Raw genomic sequence first — 19,523 nt, 5'->3', positions numbered from 1 at the left:
TAGCAAGGTGGAATTATGTTTAACAACATCATTATTGACAACTTTTGCAATCCTGACTGCCAGGGGACGTTATCCGCCCCCACCATTAAATTGGCATTAGGTAACCCGGTATGCGGTGACAAGGTTGATATCGACCTGACACTGGATAACCAAGGGCGAGTAGATAATGCCTGTTTTCGTGCATGGGGATGTACCGCCTCCCTGGCAATGTCTAACCAATTTTGTCGCCATGCTAAAGGTAAGACTCTCGAAGAACTAAACGCATTATCGCCTGAGGGCATTGATGCGTTATTAGGCGAGTTAGAACCCGCACAACAACACTGCCTTGATATGCTGCATAAACTATTTGAGCAGCTAAAGGGAAAAATATGACAAGCCTATACTTCGACTACAACGCCACAACACCGCTAAGTGTTAAAGCGCAGTTGGCGATTAAAGATGCAATGTCTATTTTTGCTAATCCGTCCAGCCACTACAGCTTAAGCGGCATGGCTAAAAAGTTGCTCACCGACGCTAGAAAATCGATGGCTTCATTAATGGGCACAACCCCAGAGCAAATCCTGTTTACATCAGGAGGAACCGAAAGTAATAACCAAGCCTTATCCAGCTTGTTAGCAACGCTTCCCGGTTCGGATCTGTCTGCCCATCATGTTATTAGCTCTTCCATTGAGCATCCGTCTGTTCTGGCGCCGTTACTCTGGTATCAGCAACGCGGGCTTCAGCTAACGCTGATCAATCCCGATAATCAGGGGCGGATAAGTGTACAAAGTATCCAGGAAAACCTACGGCCGCAAACCCGTCTGATCACCTTGATGGCGATTAACAACGAAACCGGTGTGATCCAGCCCTATGAAGCTGTCGCTTCTTTAGCAAAAGAGGCCGGTGTTTACCTGCATATCGATGCAGTACAAGCTATTGGTAAACTTCCTTTTAACTGTGACACCCTTTCCGGCATAACGACTGTATCTTTCTCCGGCCATAAATTTAACGGCCCGAAAGGTATTGGCGGGCTCTACCATGCGCCAGAGATTCAATTAAATCCCTTGCTACATGGCGGAGGGCAAGAACAAGGAGTACGCAGCGGCACTGAAAACACCTTGGGCCTTGCAGGACTAGCGGCAGCAGCGAAAGAATCACTGAACGGCTTGCAAGAACGCTTCAATACTTACAAAACGCTCAGAGAAGCCCTACTATCTCTGTTAGAACAACATCGTGTTAATTACCTGATTAATGGCAATACCAATCCAGCGTTTCAGGCACCTTGGACACTTAATTTAAGTTTCCCTGGTATTCGCGCTGAATCATTAGCCAGCAGGCTAGATTTACGTCACGGCATCTCTTTATCTCTAGGATCAGCCTGTAGCAATAACAAATCAACACAACGTTCTCACGTTCTGGCTGCTATGGGGTTACCCGATGATCGTATTGATAGCGCAGTACGCATCAGCTTCGGATATACCACAAGCCAAGATGATATTGAGATACTGGCTAACGCCATTAAACAAGAAACGTATAACTTACTTAAAATTTCAGGGAAATCTTTAATCACCCAGGAATAATAGCAAAACGATATTTAAAAGACGGTGTGGCCGGAATAACACATTTATTAATTGATATCTACATTCTGGCACCTAAGCTCCGCCAATATTATTTAAACTTTTAGGGGACATTAATATGAAACTGTTTGAATTACTTCAATCTCAAATTACTGAATTAACTGATATCGAACCAGAAGATATTACTCTTGATACCCTACTTGATGATATTCATTTGGTAAGTCTGGATTTCGTCTCTATTCAAGTTGCTTTAAAAAGAGAAATGGGAATTCAATTGAATTTCGATAAGTTCCAGCGAGACAACACGACGACAATCGGTGATTTTGTCAATTATGTCAGTGAATTAGCAAAATAATCATCACCAATACACTGGGATGTTAGCTGTCTATGGCAATATCACAATACAGCTAACATTCATTTTTATGATGCTTTTATCTACCAATCCTATTATTTGGTTATATTAAAAAATAAAGCATGTCACCAGGAAATGAATTTTGGAGATAATGTTTCATGAATATTCAAACCGGCTATCGTCGCGTTGCCGTCACAGGCTATGGCTCTATTTGTTCTCTTGGGCAAAGTACCCAAGAAATTTGGGATGCAATCCTAAACTATCGTGTAGGCTACAAAAAGGAAGAACACCCGGACGCTTCTGTTGTAGCAAAATTTTTCGGCAATATCCCTTTCTCTCCTGATGTATCACGGTTTTCCAAAAAATTATTAAAGAACCTGCCCAAATTCAGCAAACTTGGGCTGATTGCGGCGGATGAAGCAATCAAGATGGCATTTGGTAACGATAAAGCTGCTCTTGACGAAAACTACTCCCCTTTTGAACGCGGCGTCATTTTTGGTACGGGTTGGGGTGGAGAAGATGCAACCGTTGAAAACAGTCACTCCTATGCTGATCAAGGCATTGCCTCGCCTATGACCAATATCATGTCTATGCACAGCGTAGGAACGGCAGCGATTTCAATGAACTGGAATTTGCGGGGATATCAAAATACCCCAGTTGCAGCTTGTGCAACCGGCAGTATGGCGATAGGTGATGCGTTTGAACTCATCCGCAGCGGACGCGCTAAAATGATGCTGGCAGGCGGCGGCGAAAGCATCAGAGATCCATTCATCGTCTGGAGTATCGACATTCTTGGGGCACTGAGTAAGGAGCAGGACTCTGTCGAAAAAGCCTGCTGCCCATTTAGCAAAGATCGCAGTGGTTTTGTTATGTCAGAGGGCGCCGCAATATTATGTCTTGAAGACTATGACAGCGCTGTTGCCAGAGGCGCCAAAATATTGGCGGAAGTGATTGGCTATGGTAATTACTCTGACGCATCAGATATGACCGCCCCGGCGCCAGATTGCAAAGGACGGGTCATGGCGATTCAGATGGCGCTGGAACAGGCCAAACTCTCCACCTCAGATATTCACTATATTAATGCTCATGGGACATCAACCCCACTCAACGACATTAACGAAACCGATGTTCTAAAAATGAGTCTGGGCGAGCACGCTTATCGTATTCCTATTTCCAGTACAAAATCCTATACAGGCCATCTTATTGCCGGAGCAGGAGCAATTGAATCTATTTTCTGTATCAAAGCGATAGAGACAGCGACGATTCCCGCAACGATGCACTTGAATAATCCTGATCCGCTATGCGATCTGGATTATGTCCCCAATATCCACCGGACTCACCAAGTTATCGACACTGCTTTAAATGTTAACTATGGCTTCGGTGGTACAAACTGTGCGCTTATTTTTAGGAAAGCCGACAGATGAACGTTCAATTCAGCAAAGAAGATCTCAGTCAATGGGCTAAATTCTCTGGAGACTACAATCCTATCCATTTTGATGAAAAAATCGCAAGAGAAGTCGGGTTGGGTGGTATTGCAGTACATGGCATGCTGGCAATGATCCCGCTCAAAAGCGGATACGATTATCTGTCACAACCAAATGGGGAAATGGGCAGGCAGTGGCACGTTAATTTACGCAATCCCGTACCTCTGGATGCCTGCTATTGTGTCAAAACTAAGCACACTGACCGGAACGGGAAAACAACTTTTAATCTGCAAGACGAAACAACTAACCTGAAACCTCTGGTTGGTCACTATAGTTGTTTTGATTTTTCACAAAAAACTAGCTTTCCCGAAAAACCACGTTGCCAAGTTGCCATACAAGAGACAATAAGAAAATCTATCGAATTCAAACATACCTTCCCGGAAGTCAATGAGTTCTGGATCTTCCTCGATGCGCTGATGTTTTATCTTTTTATGCAGCAAAGCGCCAAAACTGCGCTAGCAACAGAATTTAAAACCTATTTTGGCAAACAAGAACATGCTGAAACATGCCTCAAAGACCTTATTGTCTTACATGTCATGCATACAGTGAGTTTCTCTCCAACACTGCTTAATCGCCAAATCCCAGATGAAATGCCAAATATCGAATATACGATCCTACCCAAGGATACATTCGATGTTGATGGCTCGTTATACGGTACGTTGGAAATCCCAATCTGGCTGAATGGAGAAATCTCTTTAGTTATTGAGATGAGCCTGATGGGCACAACAAAAAGAAAGCAAATTGCCAACTAAGATTTGATGAATGCGGTATTGGCAGACGGATGGCGAAAATTTAGAGGAATAACTTAATGAGTATCAGCACACCTTGGGTTTTTATTTCAGGAGGATCACGTGGTATCGGCAAAGGCATAGTAAAAATGCTAGCCGCTCAGAACTATCATGTGGTTTTTACCTATAAATCAAGCACAAATGAAGCTCAAACATTGTGTCAGGAAATTGAACAGCAAGGCTATCGCTGTGAGGGTTATCAATGTGATGTCTCAAACGCTGAAGAAGTCACAACATTGTCAACAGAGCTTATTTCACGATATGGCGCTCCCTATGCCATCATCAATAACGCCGGAATTGCACAAGATGCATTACTGATAAATATGAAAGAAGAAGAGTGGCATAATGTGATTTCTACCAATCTCTCTTCTGTTTATTTAGTCAATCACGCTTTTCTACCCGAAATGCTTACTGCGGGAGAAGGCTGCATTATCCACATGAGCTCAGTCACTGCATTTAAGGCTAACTCAGGGCAAGTTAACTACGCTGCAACCAAAGCCGCTATGATCGGTATTACCCGCTCATTAGCGGTTGAAGTTGGCCGATTTAATGTTCGAGTCAATACCGTTGCGCCAGGCTTGATTGATACTGAAATGCTGGACCATATCCCCGCACCACATAGGAAAAAACTGTTATCTAATATTCCATTGGGCCGCTTGGGTTCAGTGGAAGATATTGCTCTGACAATCAATTTCCTGCTCAGCCCTGGAGGACGCTACATCACCGGGCAAACATTCGTTATTGATGGAGGAATGACTGCCTGAGTCAGTTAAGTAATTAACATCAATGGCTTCGTATCCCTATTCTGTGATTATTTGTACCCAGATAAATGTTCTGGGTACTGACACAAAATACCGTTAATCATTGCCAGAAAGGCAATCAAGCCTCTCTGACCAAATGTTAATAATAAATAATTTTAATGTTAAACCATGCTTTTGGCGTTAAGTGCTAAATATTAGCAATTTTCATTTTATCAGATGATAAGGGCTTGACCTTGTAGTCGACTCCAAGGTGTTTAATCAAATATGAGCACATTAATTAAGACAAATTTATTTTTAATCACTGTGATGGGAGAGGACACATGGCCGGAGAAATACAATCACCTCCGCTTAATGAAAAAAAGTCAAAGCGTAAGTTAGCACTGATCCTCGCAACTCTCTTATTTGTTTTTGCTGGGTTGGGTTATTTCGCCTATTGGCTTATTTCACTACGTCATTATCAAGCGACTGATGATGCCTACGTTGTGGGTAATCAGGTACAAGTGATGACCCAGATCACCGGTAGCGTAACCGCTATCTACGCCGATAATACCGACTTCGTTCAGCAAGGCGATATTCTGCTACGTTTAGACTCTATTGATGCGGAACATGCTTTTGAGCGAGCGAAAAATACATTAGCGAGTAATGTCAGACAAACTCACCAAACCATTATTGATAATGAAAAACTATTGGCTAACATTGAGCTCAAAAAAACGGTATTACAACAGGCTCAAGATGATTTAAAACGACGTGAACATCTGGGACTCACAGGTGCTATCGCCAAAGAAAACCTGATTCATTCCCGCAATAGCGTGCAAATGGCAAAATCTGAGCTGAATGTCGCCCGACAACAATATTACGCTAACAAAGCATTAGTTATAGACACCCACACCCCATTAGATCAACAACCTGCTATTAAACTAGCTGCCTCCCAGCTCCGCGATGCATGGTTAACCTTACAGCGCACCCAGATTGTAGCGCCGGTAACAGGCTACGTTTCACGCCGCAGTGTTCAAGTAGGCTCACAAATAAAAAGCGGCGCTCCGCTGATGGTTATCGTACCCGCTGACCAGCTTTGGGTCGAAGCTAACTTCAAAGAAGTTCAACTCGCTAATGTCCGTATTGGTCAACCCGTAACACTGATTAGCGATTTCTACGGCAATGATGTCATTTATAAAGGCCGGATCGTTGGTCTTGATATGGGAACGGGTAGTGCATTTTCTTTATTGCCGGCACAAAACGCCACCGGTAACTGGATCAAAGTAGTTCAACGTTTACCTGTTCGTGTTGAACTAGAAATACAACAACTTATTGATCATCCTTTACGCATCGGTTTATCTATGCACGCCACCGTCGATACCCGAAATCGGGATGGACTGGTGCTTGCTGACACGCCTCGTAATGGCATGGTTTACGAAACCAACGTCTTGTCTTACAACACAGGAGAAATTGAACGCCTAATTAACGAAATCATTCAAACTAATATCAGTAAAAATGAGTGAGGTTAACATGCTAAAAGAGCCATTATCAGGAGCCAAACTCGGCTGGCTAACCCTGGCTTTAGCATTAGCCGCTTTTTTACAAATATTGGATCTGACTATTGCTAACGTTGCAATATCGACCATTGCCGGAGACTTGGGTTCATCAGTATCGCAGGGTACCTGGGTTATTACTTCATTCGCTGTTGCTAACGCGATCTCTATCCCATTAACAGGCTGGTTAGCAAAACGGTTCGGGGAAGTCCGGGTTTTCTTAATTTCAATGATCTTGTTTGTGATCACTTCCTGGTTGTGTGGTATTGCCAATAGCCTGGAAATGCTGATCATTTCCCGTGTTCTGCAAGGCATCTCAGCCGGGCCAATTATGCCCCTTTCCCAAAGTTTGCTACTCAACAACTACCCTCCGCTAAAACGCAATATGGCATTGGCACTGTGGTCAATGACTATCGTTATCGCTCCGGTTTGTGGTCCGATACTCGGTGGCTGGATCAGCGATAATTACCATTGGGGCTGGATCTTTCTCATCAACGTTCCGGTTGGCTTTGCTGCCATTGCTATCACCTGGATGTTGTTAAAAGATCGGGAAACTGAAACAACGGCCAGATCAATTGATGTGGTAGGGCTGATTTTATTGATCATCGGTGTTGGCTGTTTTCAGCTATTACTTGATAGAGGAAAAGAGCTTGATTGGTTCAACTCAACAGAAATTATTGTATTAGCCATTACCGCCGTCATTGCCATAACTTTCCTGATCATTTGGGAACTCACCGATGATGATCCGATCATTGATTTATCACTATTTAAATCTCGTAATTTTACTATCGGTAGCTTATGTATCAGTTTGGCTTTCCTGCTCCATATAGGCACTTTGGTTTTACAACCTCAACTATTGCAAATGGTGTTTGGTTACACAGCCACTTGGGCAGGATTAGTAATGGCTCCATTAGGGATCGTACCGATAATGCTGGTTCCACTCATTGGTCGTTTTAGTTCAAAAATCGATATGCGCTATTTAGTTATGTTTAGTTTTATCATTTTTGCACTCTGTTTCTTTTGGAGAACGAATACCTTTGAGTTATCAATGGACTTTGCCACCGCTGCCTGGCCACAATTTATTCAGGGCTTTGCTATCGCCTGTTTAATTATGCCACTAACCGCCATCATATTATCTGATGTTGAACCCGCTAAAATCGCCTCTGCGGGTAGTTTATTTAACTTTTTACGCACGCTGGCAACATCTGTGGGCACTTCAATCACCACTACTATGTGGTCCCGTCGCGAAGCTGTCCACCATGTTCAATTAACTGAATCGATAACTCCCCATAATCCTATTGCCCAACAAGCCTATGAGAAAATGGAACAATTAGGAATGTCACAAGCCCAAGCCAGTTACTCTCTGGCACGGGAAATCACTAATCAGGGATTGATTATTGCTGCTAACGAAATTTATTGGCTATTTGGCTTTATTTTTCTGATCTTGCTGCTCTTTATCTGGTTGGCAAAACCCACTGTTGGAGAAAAGAAATAACATCATGATCAATAAAACAAAATAAGCTTAATAACAGAACTATTGGTGCTTAAGGCAAAATAATTAGAGAACTTATTATTGAGCTCTTTCCCTCAGGACATCAGCGAATATTAAATCTTGTCAAAATAGCACCTTATCAAAGGCGCTATTTTGTCGTTTCATAGAACATATTTTTTCATTACCAAGACACCGATCAACCTCCGGCTGTTTCAGATGCCTGGCACATTAAAAAGAATTTAAATGCGGGGGTATCCGTCTCATCGTGATACGCGTAGCCTAATGCATCAAGATGACGTTTAAAACGCACTTCCGTTCCTGACAATTCAAATGCGGCTAACACCCGGCCATAATCTGTACCATAATTACGATAATGGAATAACGTAATATTCCAGTAAGTTCCCAAAGTTTGGAGGAATTTGAGTAAAGCCCCCGGCGATTCAGGAAATTCAAAACTAAACAAGCGCTCTTTCAATGGTTTAGATGGACGACCGCCAATCATATAACGAACATGTAATTTCGCCATTTCATCATCTGAAAGATCAGCAACCTGATACCCTGCGGTACGCAATTCCTTGATAATTTCCCGTCGTTCTACCTCACCACGACTCAGGCGAACACCAACGAAAAGACAAGCCTGATCAGGATCTGCATCCGTATAACGATAATTAAACTCTGTTACCACCCGATCGCCCAACTTCTGGCAAAAACTCAGGAAACTCCCTTTATGTTCAGGAATAGTCACTGCCAGCAATGCTTCCCGCTGCTCGCCCAACTCACAACGCTCAGAGACATAACGTAAGCCGTGGAAACTTACGTTAGCACCAGAAAGAATATGGGCTAATCGTTCACCTTTAAGCTGATGTTGCTGAACATACTTTTTCAACCCAGCTAGCGCCAATGCACCGGATGGCTCAGCAATCGCACGTACATCTTCAAACAGATCTTTTACCGCCGCACAAATAGCATCACTATCTACCGTGATAACATCATCTACATATTGCTGACACAAACGAAATGTTTCATCACCAATACGCTTAACAGCAACACCTTCAGCAAATAAACCAACTCGAGGTAAATCTACCGGATGTCCAGCTTCCATTGCCGCTTTCAGACAAGCTGAATCTTCCGCTTCCACCCCAATGATTTTGATTTCTGGCATCAGTTGCTTAATCAACACCGCCACTCCAGCAATCAAACCACCACCACCAACAGGTACAAAAATTCGATCCAAGCGCACATCCTGTTGCAAAAGTTCCATCGCCAGTGTTGCCTGACCGGCGATTACAGCGGGATGATCAAACGGAGGAATAAAGGTATAGCCCTCCTGCTGCGCCATTTCTATTGCTTTAGCTTTAGCCTCATCAAAATTAGCGCCATACAACAAAGCCTTACCGCCGAAACTACGGACTGCATCGACTTTAATATCCGCGGTAGTAACCGGCATAACAATCAGAGATTTAATTCCCAAACGATTGGCAGAAAGTGCAACCCCTTGAGCGTGGTTACCGGCTGATGCGGTAATCACTCCCCGGTTTTTTTGTTCCTCCGTCAAACCCGCAATCATGGCATACGCACCACGAAGTTTGAAACTGTGAACAGGTTGCCGATCTTCCCGCTTTACCAAAATAGTATTTCCCAAGCGGGCAGAAATTTTCTCCATTTCCTGCAAAGGAGTCACCTGAGCAACTTCATAAACCGGCGCGCTTAATGCCGCTTTCAAATACTCTGCACCATTTGGTGCGGAAGTTAAGGGAAGAAATGCAGCCATGCGATTATCCCCCTAACTTAGATTTATCACGGACAGCACCTTTATCCGCACTGGTCGCCAATGAAGCATAGGCTCTCAGGGCAAACGATACCTGACGTTCACGAGCCTTCGGCGTCCACGCTTTATCACCGCGGGCAAATTCCGCTTCTTGACGGGCAGCAAGTGTCCTTTCATCTACATCAAGTTGAATTTTCCGCAGTGGAATATCAATATCAATAATATCGCCATCTTGAACCAAACCGATTAACCCACCATTAGCCGCTTCTGGAGAAACGTGGCCGATCGATAAACCCGAGGTGCCACCAGAGAAACGGCCATCGGTAATCAATGCACAGCTTTTACCTAGCCCCATTGATTTTAGATAAGTCGTCGGATACAACATTTCCTGCATGCCGGGCCCACCTTTTGGCCCTTCATAACGAATTACCACCACATCACCAGCAACGACTTTTCCACCCAGGATCGCATCAACCGCATCTTCCTGACTTTCGTAAACTTTGGCTGGCCCACGGAACGTCAGACTACCCTTATCAACTCCCGCGGTTTTTACAATACAACCATCTATAGCCAAATTACCAAATAGAACGGCAAGACCACCATCCCGGCTATAAGCATGCTCAATATTGCGAATACACCCTTCTACACGGTCAGTATCCAACGAGGGCCAGCGACAATCCTGTGAAAATGCCTGAGTAGTACGGATACCGGCAGGACCTGCCGAATACATCTCCTTCACCGATTCCTCTGCCGTCTGCATCACATCGTACTGATTAAGCGTTTGTAATAAATCCAGACCCAAGACATTTTTAACCTGACGATTCAACAAACCCGCTCTATCCAGCTCACCTAAAATACCGATTACGCCACCAGCACGATGAACATCTTCCATATGATATTTTTGTGTACTTGGCGCAACCTTACATAGATGAGGGATCTGACGAGACAAACGGTCAATATCCGCCATCGTGAAATCAATTTCCCCTTCCTGCGCCGCAGCCAATAAGTGAAGAACGGTATTAGTCGAGCCACCCATTGCAATATCCAACATCATTGCATTTTCAAATGCGGCTTTCGTTGCGATACTACGCGGCAGAGCACTATCATCATTTTGTTCATAATAGCGCTTAGTCAACTCAACAATGCGTTTACCTGCATTCAGAAACAACACTTCGCGATCTGCATGAGTCGCCAGTAATGAACCATTCCCCGGCTGAGACAGTCCCAGTGCTTCGGTCAAACAATTCATGGAGTTAGCTGTAAACATGCCAGAGCAAGAACCACAGGTTGGGCAAGCTGAGCGTTCAATCTGGCTGCTATCCTCATCACTGACATTCGGGTTCGCACCTTGGATCATGGCATCGATCAGATCCAATTTGATAATCTGATCTGACAATTTAGTTTTACCCGCCTCCATAGGACCACCGGAAACAAAAATCGCAGGAATGTTCAGACGTAGTGCTGCCATCAGCATGCCTGGGGTAATTTTGTCACAATTGGAAATACACACCATAGCGTCCGCGCAGTGCGCATTCACCATATATTCAACAGAATCAGCAATTAATTCACGTGACGGCAGAGAATAGAGCATACCACCATGCCCCATTGCGATACCGTCATCCACCGCTATGGTATTGAACTCTTTTGCAACACCGCCTGATGCTTCAATCTGTTCAGCAACCAGTTTACCTAAGTCCCGCAAATGGACATGCCCGGGAACAAACTGAGTAAATGAGTTAACTACTGCAATAATCGGTTTACCAAAATCTGCATCGGTCATCCCTGTCGCACGCCATAAAGCGCGAGCTCCAGCCATATTGCGGCCATGAGTCGTAGTGGCAGAACGGTACTTAGGCATTATCTTCACTCCCGTGTTATCAATACAGGCGGGGAACGAACCGCCTGTTAAATTATTTATAGTTCTATTAAGGATTGACTGGATCTAACCAACCCCATTTATCGTCTGTCGCGCCATCAAACAAGCCAAAAAAGGCTTGCTGAATTTTCTTAGTAACAGGACCACATCTACCGATACCAACCTGAATATCATCAACACTGCGAACGGGTGTGATTTCAGCCGCTGTACCAGACATAAAAACTTCATCAGCCAAGTACAGAGATTCGCGCGACAATACCTGCTCACGCACTTCCAGCCCTAAATCTTTCGCCAGTTTGATAATGGCATCACGAGTAATTCCTGGTAATGCAGATGAAGTAAATGGCGGAGTGAATAATATGCCATCTTTTACTTCAAATAGATTTTCACCCGCACCTTCAGAGATATAACCATAAACATCCAGTGCAATACCTTCTTGATATCCACGACGACGGGCTTCACTACCCACCAAAAGTGAAGACAGGTAGTTACCACCTGCTTTGGCCGCAGTTGGTATTGTATTTGGCGCCGCACGATTCCATGAAGAAACCATCGCATCAATTCCCTGCTCGAGTGCTTCTTCTCCCAGATAAGCTCCCCAAGGAAAAGCGGCAATAATGACATCCGTTTTATAGCCAGCAGGTGGATTAACCCCCATGCCGACATCACCGATAAAGACTAGTGGACGTATATAAGCACTGACTAAATTATTTTTACGAAGGGTTGCCCGACACGCTTCCATTAATTCATCGACACTCTGGCTCAACGGCATGCGATAAATCTTTGCAGAGTCATGTAAACGCTGCATATGCTCCCGATGGCGGAAAACCACAGGCCCTCTATGAGAGTCATAGCAGCGAATTCCCTCAAAAACAGAGGTACCGTAATGTAAAGCATGGGACATTACGTGAACTTTAGCATCTGCCCAAGGAACCATCTCACCATTGAACCAAATGTAATCGGATTGCTTCGTCATTCGTCTTATTCCTTTATTTCTACGTTATGCACGTATGAGTTGTGATTTTTGTTGCAGGATCTTGACGCCAGCGACATCCACTAATTTAGCCAGTTGTGAAGACAACAAATTAACCGGTTTTTGGCTGGCAACAATTAATTCGATATTAACATTATCGCCATCCATTGTTTGATCCATATTCATTGAACATATCTGAAATCCACGATGACGCGTTACCCGTAAGATACGCTCTAATATTTCAGGACGGAAACGAGCATGGATTGCAAGTTGATGTTGCATCATAATGATTTCTCCAACATAGTTTCATTGCTTGCACCGGGAGGAACTAACGGCCAAACGTTCTCTAATTCTTCGATAGATACCTGTAATAAATAGGGGCCTTTACTGGTGAATAATGCATTCAGCGCTTCATCAATCTGTGATTTATCAGTGATATGTTGCCCAGGAATATCAAAAGCTTGTGCTAATGTGACAAAATCAGGGTTATCTGTTAATGTCGTTTCGCTATATCGCTTATCAAAAAACAGCTCCTGCCATTGCCGCACCATTCCCAACCGCTGGTTATCCAACAATAAAATTTTTACGGGTAATTGCTTGCGTTTAATTGTCCCCAATTCCTGAACATTCATCATGAAAGAACCATCTCCAGATACACAGATCACCATATCCTCCGGTCTAGCAATCTGAGCACCTATCGCAGCAGGGATACCAAATCCCATCGAGCCCAACCCACTCGATGTAATGAAATTTTCAGGTCCATCAAAAGTCATATGCTGAGCTGTCCACATTTGATGCTGTCCAACATCAGTAGTAATAACTGTATTAAATGCTTTACGATCTGAAACCTGCTTCAATAACCAAGGCGCATAGATATTCTCTCCCTGATGGTCATAACACCAAGGATATTCAGCTTTCAGATATTTCACTTCCTGTTGCCAGGGCATAATTGACAATGGCTGTTGCAAGCGGGGCAATAATGCCTTCACATCCCCCAGTAACGACACATGAGCCTGACGTAATTTCCCCAACTCTGCCGGATCGATATCCAGATGAATGACTTTTGCATTCGGCGCAAAAGTATTGAGTTTGCCAGTCACACGATCATCAAAACGAGCACCTACAGCAATCAGCAAATCACATGACTGAACAGCAAGATTGGCCGCTTTCGAACCATGCATCCCAAGCATTCCCAGATAACATGGATGCTCTGAATCAGCAGCTCCCAAACCTTTCAACGTAGAAACAACCGGCATACCAGTTTCCACAACAAAATCACGCAGAACAGAAACTGCTTGAGACATCCCTACTCCACCACCGACATACAACACTGGCTTTGCCGCAGCCGTAATCATCTTCTGGGCTTGTTCTAATTCACTTTCCGAGCAGGGCGCCTTTTGCTCAACGGGTACCAAATGTGGTACCAAATTCCCCTCTTTCAGCTGAATATCTTTAGGAATATCAATCAAAACTGGGCCTGGTCGACCACTAGTGGCAATAGAAAAGGCTTCCGCCATGATTTGAGGCAAATTTTCCAGTGAATCCACTAAGAAACTGTGTTTGGTACAAGCAAGGGAGAGACCTAAAACATCGACTTCTTGAAAAGCATCAGTGCCAATCAATGCAGAACCAACTTGACCAGTAATCGCAACAACAGGAACAGAATCTAACAACGCATCAGCTAATCCAGTGATTAAGTTTGTCGCTCCCGGTCCCGATGTAGCGATACAAACTCCCGGCTTACCACTGGCTCTCGCATAACCGATTGCAGCCATAACCGCACCCTGTTCATGCCGACAAAGCAAATGCTCCACACCACCATCGTACAAAGCATCATAAACCGGCATGATCGCACCACCAGGGTAGCCGAAAACCTTATCAACACCCTGCGTTCGTAATGCTTTTACAACCCACTGCGCCCCGTTCATTTTTCATATCCCCTGTGTTTACCCTGTGAGACAAGATGTTGTTCTGTTGTATGTTTCCGTCTCTATCTGATTTTGCTTGTCGAAAAAAAACCCCCGCGCCTTTCGGTGCGGGGGTCTTCGAGAGATCTGGCTGTTCTTCTAAGCCTTTCTTCGTCCAAGTGCAGCCCCGCACGGTGGGATAATAATCACCACCACGCTGACAATAATTAGGCTAATCACTAGGACAAATGTGTTCATAATCTTAGTCGTTTAATTCGTTTGTTTAATCTATATTTAAGAGTTATCACGTTCTTCATAGCTTGACAACATTTATTTTGTTTTATTAATCGATATGAAAAAATATTGTTTATTTTCAATTAAATACTTTTAATTTAGATTATTTATCCAGTAAATATCAGAATTTAAGTGATAAAAACTAACTGATTAGATATAAACAAAACAACACATAAAGCGGTAACATAAAAAACAAATCATTCAACTATAACCAAAAGTAAAAAGCTTATTATTAATCACCTAGGTGATAAAAACCCCTCATTAAAAATAGAGCAGAATGATATAACACACTAAATTTATTCACTGTGAAAAATATATAAATTTGAATTTCAAATAAGTTATTTCAATAAATACAATCTAAAAACACGATTTAAATAAAACCTCATAATAAGAATATAAAAATAATCAACTTTATAATCCAAATAAAAATAAAATCATAAAAATCAATCAAATAAAATATAGATTAATTAGTAATAATTTTAAAAAAATCTTTAGCGTTGCTTCGCAAAATATTTATTAGAGCCGCTTCGCAAAAAAATAATAGAAAACTATTTATTATCTAATTTCAGTCCATCATATGTTCTTTCTTACGAAGGAGAATAGGATGGCCCTCGCTGTTATTTATACCAGAGCGACTATAGGTATTCATGCCCCAATTGTTACTGTTGAAGCACATATTAGTAATGGCTTACCTGGATTAACTCTAGTTGGTTTGCCTGAAACAGCCGTAAAAGAAGCAAGAGATCGTGTCAGAAGCGCATTGATCAACAGCGGTTTTACCTATCCGTCTAAAAGAATCACCGTCAATCTTGCGCCCGCAGATCTTCCCAAAGAAGGTGGTCGTTATGATTTGCCGATCGCTATCGCTATTCTAGCCGCTTCAGAACAAATACCTACCAATACACTAAATCATTATGAATTTCTTGGTGAACTCGCGCTCTCCGGTGGTTTACGAAAAGTTAACGGCGCAATTTCAGCCGCACTCAGCGCAGGAGAAGCAGGAAGGCAACTTATTTTACCAATAGAAAACACAATAGAGCTGGCAATTTTATCTCAGAATGAAGCATTAATGGCAGAACACCTCCTGCATATCTGCCACTTCCTTCAGGGAGAAAAACAACTGCTGACAGCACCAATCCAACATAAACCCCCAACAGAACCATCACAGCCAGATCTTCAGGATATTATTGGTCAGGAACAAGCAAAACGCGCACTGGAAATCACAGCAGCAGGCGGGCATAACCTTTTGCTACTTGGCCCACCAGGGACAGGAAAAACAATGTTAGCAAGTCGTCTATGTAGTTTATTACCGCCATTAACAAACAAAGAAGCTCTTGAAGTTGCCGCTATCAATAGCCTGGTAGATACCTACCTTCCACCTGAACAGTGGCATACACGCCCATTCAGAGCGCCTCATCATAGCTCTTCAATGGCAGCGCTGGTCGGCGGGGGCGGACTTCCAAAACCTGGTGAAATTTCACTTGCTCACAATGGTGTGTTATTTCTAGATGAACTACCTGAATTTGAACGCAGAGTCCTTGATGCTCTCAGAGAACCGCTGGAATCAGGGGAAATAATTATCTCCCGGGCCAGAGCAAAAGTTTGCTTTCCTGCTCAAGTTCAATTGATCGCAGCAATGAATCCTAGCCCGACAGGCTACCATCAGGGAATTCACAATCGAAGTAACCCTCAGCAAATACTTCGATACCTAGCAAAACTTTCTGGGCCTTTTTTGGATCGCTTTGATCTCTCAATTGAAGTTCCTCTGTTACCCATTGGAACATTGAGTAGCCCTATTAGATCAAGCGAAAGCAGTAAAAATGTAAGATTAAGAGTGCTGGCAGCACGAGAAATACAACTGAAACGCTGTGGAAAAATTAATGCTCATCTGAATAGCAAAGAGACAGAGACATTTTGTCAGCTCAAACCTAACGATGCTGTATTTCTAGAGCAAACGTTAATAAAACTAGGGCTTTCAATCCGAGCATGGCACCGAATTCTAAAAACATCCCGGACACTTGCCGACTTAGAAGAAAAAAAAGAGATAGAAAAACCACATATCATGGAAGCCTTAAGCTACCGCAGTATGGACAGACTATTAATACAATTACAAAAACAATCGGGTTAGAAATGAAAAAGGGGCAAAGCCCCTATATCCACAATTTATGATGATATTAATCATCAGTGTCGGTATAGTCATCAGAAGCATCAATCTGAGGCTTACCGCCTGAAAGAGTATGAAAACGTTTTGGACGACTAATCCTCGCAAGATATTTGGTCCATACTTTTTCTTCCATTGTCACAGGCTGCCGTTCACCCCGGCAAACAGCAACAAACAGCTCTTCTACTTCTGTTTGAGGCTCGCGTTTACCAAGATCTAACTCATTGAACGCATAACCATGGCGCTCTAGCAATTGCGCCTCTTTAATGGTGAAATCCCCGTGGCGGGAAAACCCGCGAGGGTAATTTTTGTTATCAAAAAAACGATTAGTCGTGATGAAGCTTTCGGCCATCTGACACACTCCTAATTCTAGTACTGTTACTATCATGCCAATTATGGCGCGGAGTATTAGATAGGCCCGGCGTTCTGTAAAACAAAAAATTTAAATCTTAACGATAAATATTATTGGAGATATATGTGGACACTGAATTACTGAAAACCTTCTTGGAAGTCAGTAAAACTCGTCACTTTGGGAGAGCAGCCGAATCACTGTACCTGACGCAATCAGCGGTTAGCTTTCGCATACGACAACTAGAAAATCAATTAGGTACCCATCTTTTCACTCGCCACCGTAATAACATCCGTCTTACAGCAGCGGGCGAGCGCCTTGTTCCCTATGCTGAATCACTGATGAGTACCTGGCAGTTGGCTAAAAAGGAGATAATGCACGCTTCTCAACATACTGAATTAACAATTGGCGCCACTGCATCACTATGGGAAGCATATTTAACTCCCTGGTTACAAGATTTCTATAAAAAACATCAGGAATTAAGATTAGAATCTCGGGTTTCTACACGGCAATCCCTTGTTAAACAACTTCATTCACGTGAATTAGATCTGTTAATCACTACCGAACCGCCTAAAATGGATGAGTTCCAAAGCCTATTATTAGGGAATATTTGCTTGAAGTTATTAACAACAGAAGAGAACCTGAAATACCAAATTAAAAATTACATCAAACTAGAATGGGGAGCTGATTTCCATCATCAGGAACAACAGATTTTAAAAAGTGAGCAGCTACCCATCATCACAACCACCTCAGCACATATAGCCCGCCAACTGCTCAATAGCGTAAGAGGAATCACCTTCTTACCAATACACTGGCAAAATGAATATTCAGAACTGGTTTCTTATCCAAATACTGAACTAATTGAACGTCCATTGTATGCCATATGGTTACAAAAAAATGATCAGCAAGCATTCATTCAACAGCTATTAAAAATACCTATCATACATACTTCTACAAGAGGTTAAGAAGCATCCATGTAAATCATTTAAGAAAATAGTAAGGGAGAAAGAAATTTCAAATAGAGCATACGGTGGGATTACTTTTGCTATCTTCCCACATATAGCTCCCTATTTACCAAGTAACATTTACGTATAATTTGAAACGATGACTTAAATCAGATGTAGTGCTCCTACCTTGTCGTTTTAGGTATCCTTTCCTTCAATTCAAGTCTTTCTTCAGAAAGAAAATTTCATAATCAAAATATTAGCTAAAATTTTTTCGCACCTATCTTCTAAGCACTTGTTCATAAGGGCTTTAATAGTATGGAGATTGCCAGAAAGTCTAAAAGGTTACCTATAAGAATTCACTTCAATAATAGATAATCAGAAAGAAAGATTTTATTGCTACAAGATCGAATAATATCGAGAAAAAACTATGTAGCTGAAAGTGTGTAATAGCATCGATGATGAATTCGAATCGATGGTAACATGGGTTTTACGAACCAGATAATATTTGGAAATAAATTCTCCAAGTGAAATCATTTCCGGGGAAAGAGCTCTCATAACGGGATTTTTAATGTAACGGCAAATCCGTTTTTCTTACAAAGCTTCATAGAAAAAGGCGCTGACCAAAAAGCCAGCGCCTTATCAATAATCTTATCTAAGCAGCATATATGGGTAAGCAATACTAAAAACCACCTTAGTTGCTACTAAGCTTATAACTGGCAGGGGCGGAGAGACTCGAACTCCCAACACCCGGTTTTGGAGACCGGTGCTCTACCAATTGAACTACGCCCCTAAATTAAGGTGGCGGTGCGGACGGGGCTCGAACCCGCGACCCCCGGCGTGACAGGCCGGTATTCTAACCAACTGAACTACCGCACCACCGAATTCTCTGTGATTTTATGTCGCTGCTACAACATAAAACCTAAACATCAATCTTGGTAGTTTACAAACAGCTTTCTTGCCGTTTGCCCTTCGGGTCGTCGCTGCTCGCGACGTTCAACTCCGTTGCCGACGGATTTATCCTACTCTCTACCACTGCACTTTATGTCGGTTTTTATCACATAAAGCTAAAATTAAAGCCTGGCAGTTCCCTACTCTCACATGGGGAGACCCCACACTACCATCGGCGCTACGGCGTTTCACTGCTGAGTTCGGCATGGGGTCAGGTGGGACCGCCGCGCTATCGCCGCCAGGCATATTCGGTTTTACTCCGGCCGTTGCGTCTCTTCCGCAACCACCGCATCAATCTCTGAACAAGCGAAAAATCTCTCTCTTCCGTCTTCCGACGC

17 protein-coding genes, 2 tRNA genes and 1 rRNA gene are annotated in these 19,523 nt (G+C 43.0%); 10 read left to right on the top strand and 10 right to left on the bottom strand.

Annotation, left to right across the window (positions count from 1 at the left end):
- The first annotated feature begins 15 nt into the window (after positions 1–15).
- From V2H77_RS05530 to V2H77_RS05495, 8 genes are all read left to right on the top strand, one after another.
- On the top strand, positions 16–372 hold the full coding sequence (locus V2H77_RS05530; protein ID WP_046395377.1) for an iron-sulfur cluster assembly scaffold protein: 357 nt from the start codon (positions 16–18) through the stop codon (positions 370–372).
- A complete protein-coding gene (locus V2H77_RS05525) occupies positions 369–1,559 on the top strand; it encodes a cysteine desulfurase family protein (protein WP_341498014.1) in 1,191 nt (396 codons plus the stop codon). The genes V2H77_RS05530 and V2H77_RS05525 overlap by 4 nt, the downstream gene beginning before the upstream one ends.
- A gap of 115 nt (positions 1,560–1,674) precedes the next feature.
- Complete coding sequence (locus tag V2H77_RS05520; RefSeq protein ID WP_011148745.1) at positions 1,675–1,911, top strand: acyl carrier protein; 237 nt, start codon at positions 1,675–1,677, stop codon at positions 1,909–1,911.
- A gap of 155 nt (positions 1,912–2,066) precedes the next feature.
- On the top strand, positions 2,067–3,332 hold the full coding sequence (locus V2H77_RS05515) for a beta-ketoacyl-[acyl-carrier-protein] synthase family protein (RefSeq protein WP_341498013.1): 1,266 nt from the start codon (positions 2,067–2,069) through the stop codon (positions 3,330–3,332).
- Positions 3,329–4,144 (top strand): MaoC/PaaZ C-terminal domain-containing protein, encoded by an 816-nt coding sequence (locus V2H77_RS05510; protein WP_341498012.1) that lies wholly within the window; start codon positions 3,329–3,331, stop codon positions 4,142–4,144. Before V2H77_RS05515 ends, V2H77_RS05510 begins: the two co-directional genes overlap by 4 nt.
- A 56-nt stretch (positions 4,145–4,200) precedes the next feature.
- Entirely contained in the window at positions 4,201–4,944 is a 744-nt protein-coding gene (gene fabG / locus V2H77_RS05505) for a 3-oxoacyl-ACP reductase FabG (RefSeq protein WP_341498011.1), read from the top strand.
- A gap of 317 nt (positions 4,945–5,261) precedes the next feature.
- Entirely contained in the window at positions 5,262–6,440 is a 1,179-nt protein-coding gene (gene emrA, locus V2H77_RS05500; RefSeq protein ID WP_341498010.1) for a multidrug efflux MFS transporter periplasmic adaptor subunit EmrA, read from the top strand.
- Between the two features lie 7 nt (positions 6,441–6,447).
- Positions 6,448–7,965: a DHA2 family efflux MFS transporter permease subunit gene (locus V2H77_RS05495; protein ID WP_341498009.1), complete on the top strand. Its 1,518-nt coding sequence runs from the start codon at positions 6,448–6,450 to the stop codon at positions 7,963–7,965.
- A 193-nt stretch (positions 7,966–8,158) separates the two neighbouring features.
- Here the strand turns inward: V2H77_RS05495 and ilvA are convergent, their stop codons facing one another.
- From ilvA to ilvL, 6 genes are all read right to left on the bottom strand, one after another.
- A complete protein-coding gene (gene ilvA, locus V2H77_RS05490) occupies positions 8,159–9,733 on the bottom strand; it encodes a threonine ammonia-lyase, biosynthetic (RefSeq protein ID WP_341498008.1) in 1,575 nt (524 codons plus the stop codon).
- Positions 9,734–9,737: 4 nt separating this feature from the next.
- Positions 9,738–11,588, bottom strand: coding sequence for a dihydroxy-acid dehydratase (gene ilvD, locus V2H77_RS05485; RefSeq protein ID WP_341498007.1), 1,851 nt, complete (start codon positions 11,586–11,588; stop codon positions 9,738–9,740).
- Between the two features lie 67 nt (positions 11,589–11,655).
- Entirely contained in the window at positions 11,656–12,582 is a 927-nt protein-coding gene (locus V2H77_RS05480) for a branched-chain amino acid transaminase (RefSeq protein ID WP_341498006.1), read from the bottom strand.
- 24 nt (positions 12,583–12,606) lie between these two features.
- Entirely contained in the window at positions 12,607–12,864 is a 258-nt protein-coding gene (ilvM, locus tag V2H77_RS05475; protein WP_036779619.1) for an acetolactate synthase 2 small subunit, read from the bottom strand.
- Positions 12,861–14,507: an acetolactate synthase 2 catalytic subunit gene (gene ilvG, locus V2H77_RS05470; RefSeq protein WP_341498005.1), complete on the bottom strand. Its 1,647-nt coding sequence runs from the start codon at positions 14,505–14,507 to the stop codon at positions 12,861–12,863. The genes ilvM and ilvG overlap by 4 nt, the downstream gene beginning before the upstream one ends.
- A 138-nt stretch (positions 14,508–14,645) precedes the next feature.
- The gene (gene ilvL, locus V2H77_RS05465; RefSeq protein WP_071647081.1) at positions 14,646–14,744 is read right to left on the bottom strand and encodes an ilv operon leader peptide; all 99 of its coding nucleotides are present in this window, start codon (positions 14,742–14,744) and stop codon (positions 14,646–14,648) included.
- Positions 14,745–15,384: 640 nt separating this feature from the next.
- Between ilvL and V2H77_RS05460 the strand changes: the two genes are divergently transcribed.
- Positions 15,385–16,908, top strand: coding sequence for a YifB family Mg chelatase-like AAA ATPase (locus V2H77_RS05460; protein WP_265379802.1), 1,524 nt, complete (start codon positions 15,385–15,387; stop codon positions 16,906–16,908).
- 46 nt (positions 16,909–16,954) lie between these two features.
- Here the strand turns inward: V2H77_RS05460 and V2H77_RS05455 are convergent, their stop codons facing one another.
- Positions 16,955–17,293: a DUF413 domain-containing protein gene (locus tag V2H77_RS05455; protein ID WP_036779611.1), complete on the bottom strand. Its 339-nt coding sequence runs from the start codon at positions 17,291–17,293 to the stop codon at positions 16,955–16,957.
- A 125-nt stretch (positions 17,294–17,418) separates the two neighbouring features.
- On the opposite strand from V2H77_RS05455, the gene hdfR reads away from it, so the two are divergent.
- Positions 17,419–18,255 (top strand): HTH-type transcriptional regulator HdfR, encoded by an 837-nt coding sequence (gene hdfR, locus V2H77_RS05450; protein WP_341498004.1) that lies wholly within the window; start codon positions 17,419–17,421, stop codon positions 18,253–18,255.
- Positions 18,256–18,951: 696 nt separating this feature from the next.
- Here the strand turns inward: hdfR and V2H77_RS05445 are convergent.
- The 3 genes from V2H77_RS05445 to rrf all read right to left on the bottom strand — a co-directional run bounded on the left by V2H77_RS05445 (position 18,952) and on the right by rrf (position 19,428).
- Positions 18,952–19,027: transfer RNA gene (locus tag V2H77_RS05445), tRNA-Trp, on the bottom strand.
- A 9-nt stretch (positions 19,028–19,036) separates the two neighbouring features.
- Positions 19,037–19,113: transfer RNA gene (locus V2H77_RS05440), tRNA-Asp, on the bottom strand.
- 199 nt (positions 19,114–19,312) lie between these two features.
- A 5S ribosomal RNA gene (gene rrf / locus V2H77_RS05435) occupies positions 19,313–19,428 on the bottom strand.
- Positions 19,429–19,523 lie beyond the last annotated feature (95 nt).

Origin of the sequence: Photorhabdus sp. P32, assembly GCF_038085095.1 — a bacterium.
GTDB classification, from domain to species: Bacteria; Pseudomonadota; Gammaproteobacteria; order Enterobacterales; family Enterobacteriaceae; genus Photorhabdus; species Photorhabdus luminescens.
Note: the sequence above shows the minus strand (reverse complement) of the source record. Positions and strands in the feature narration are given on the sequence as shown.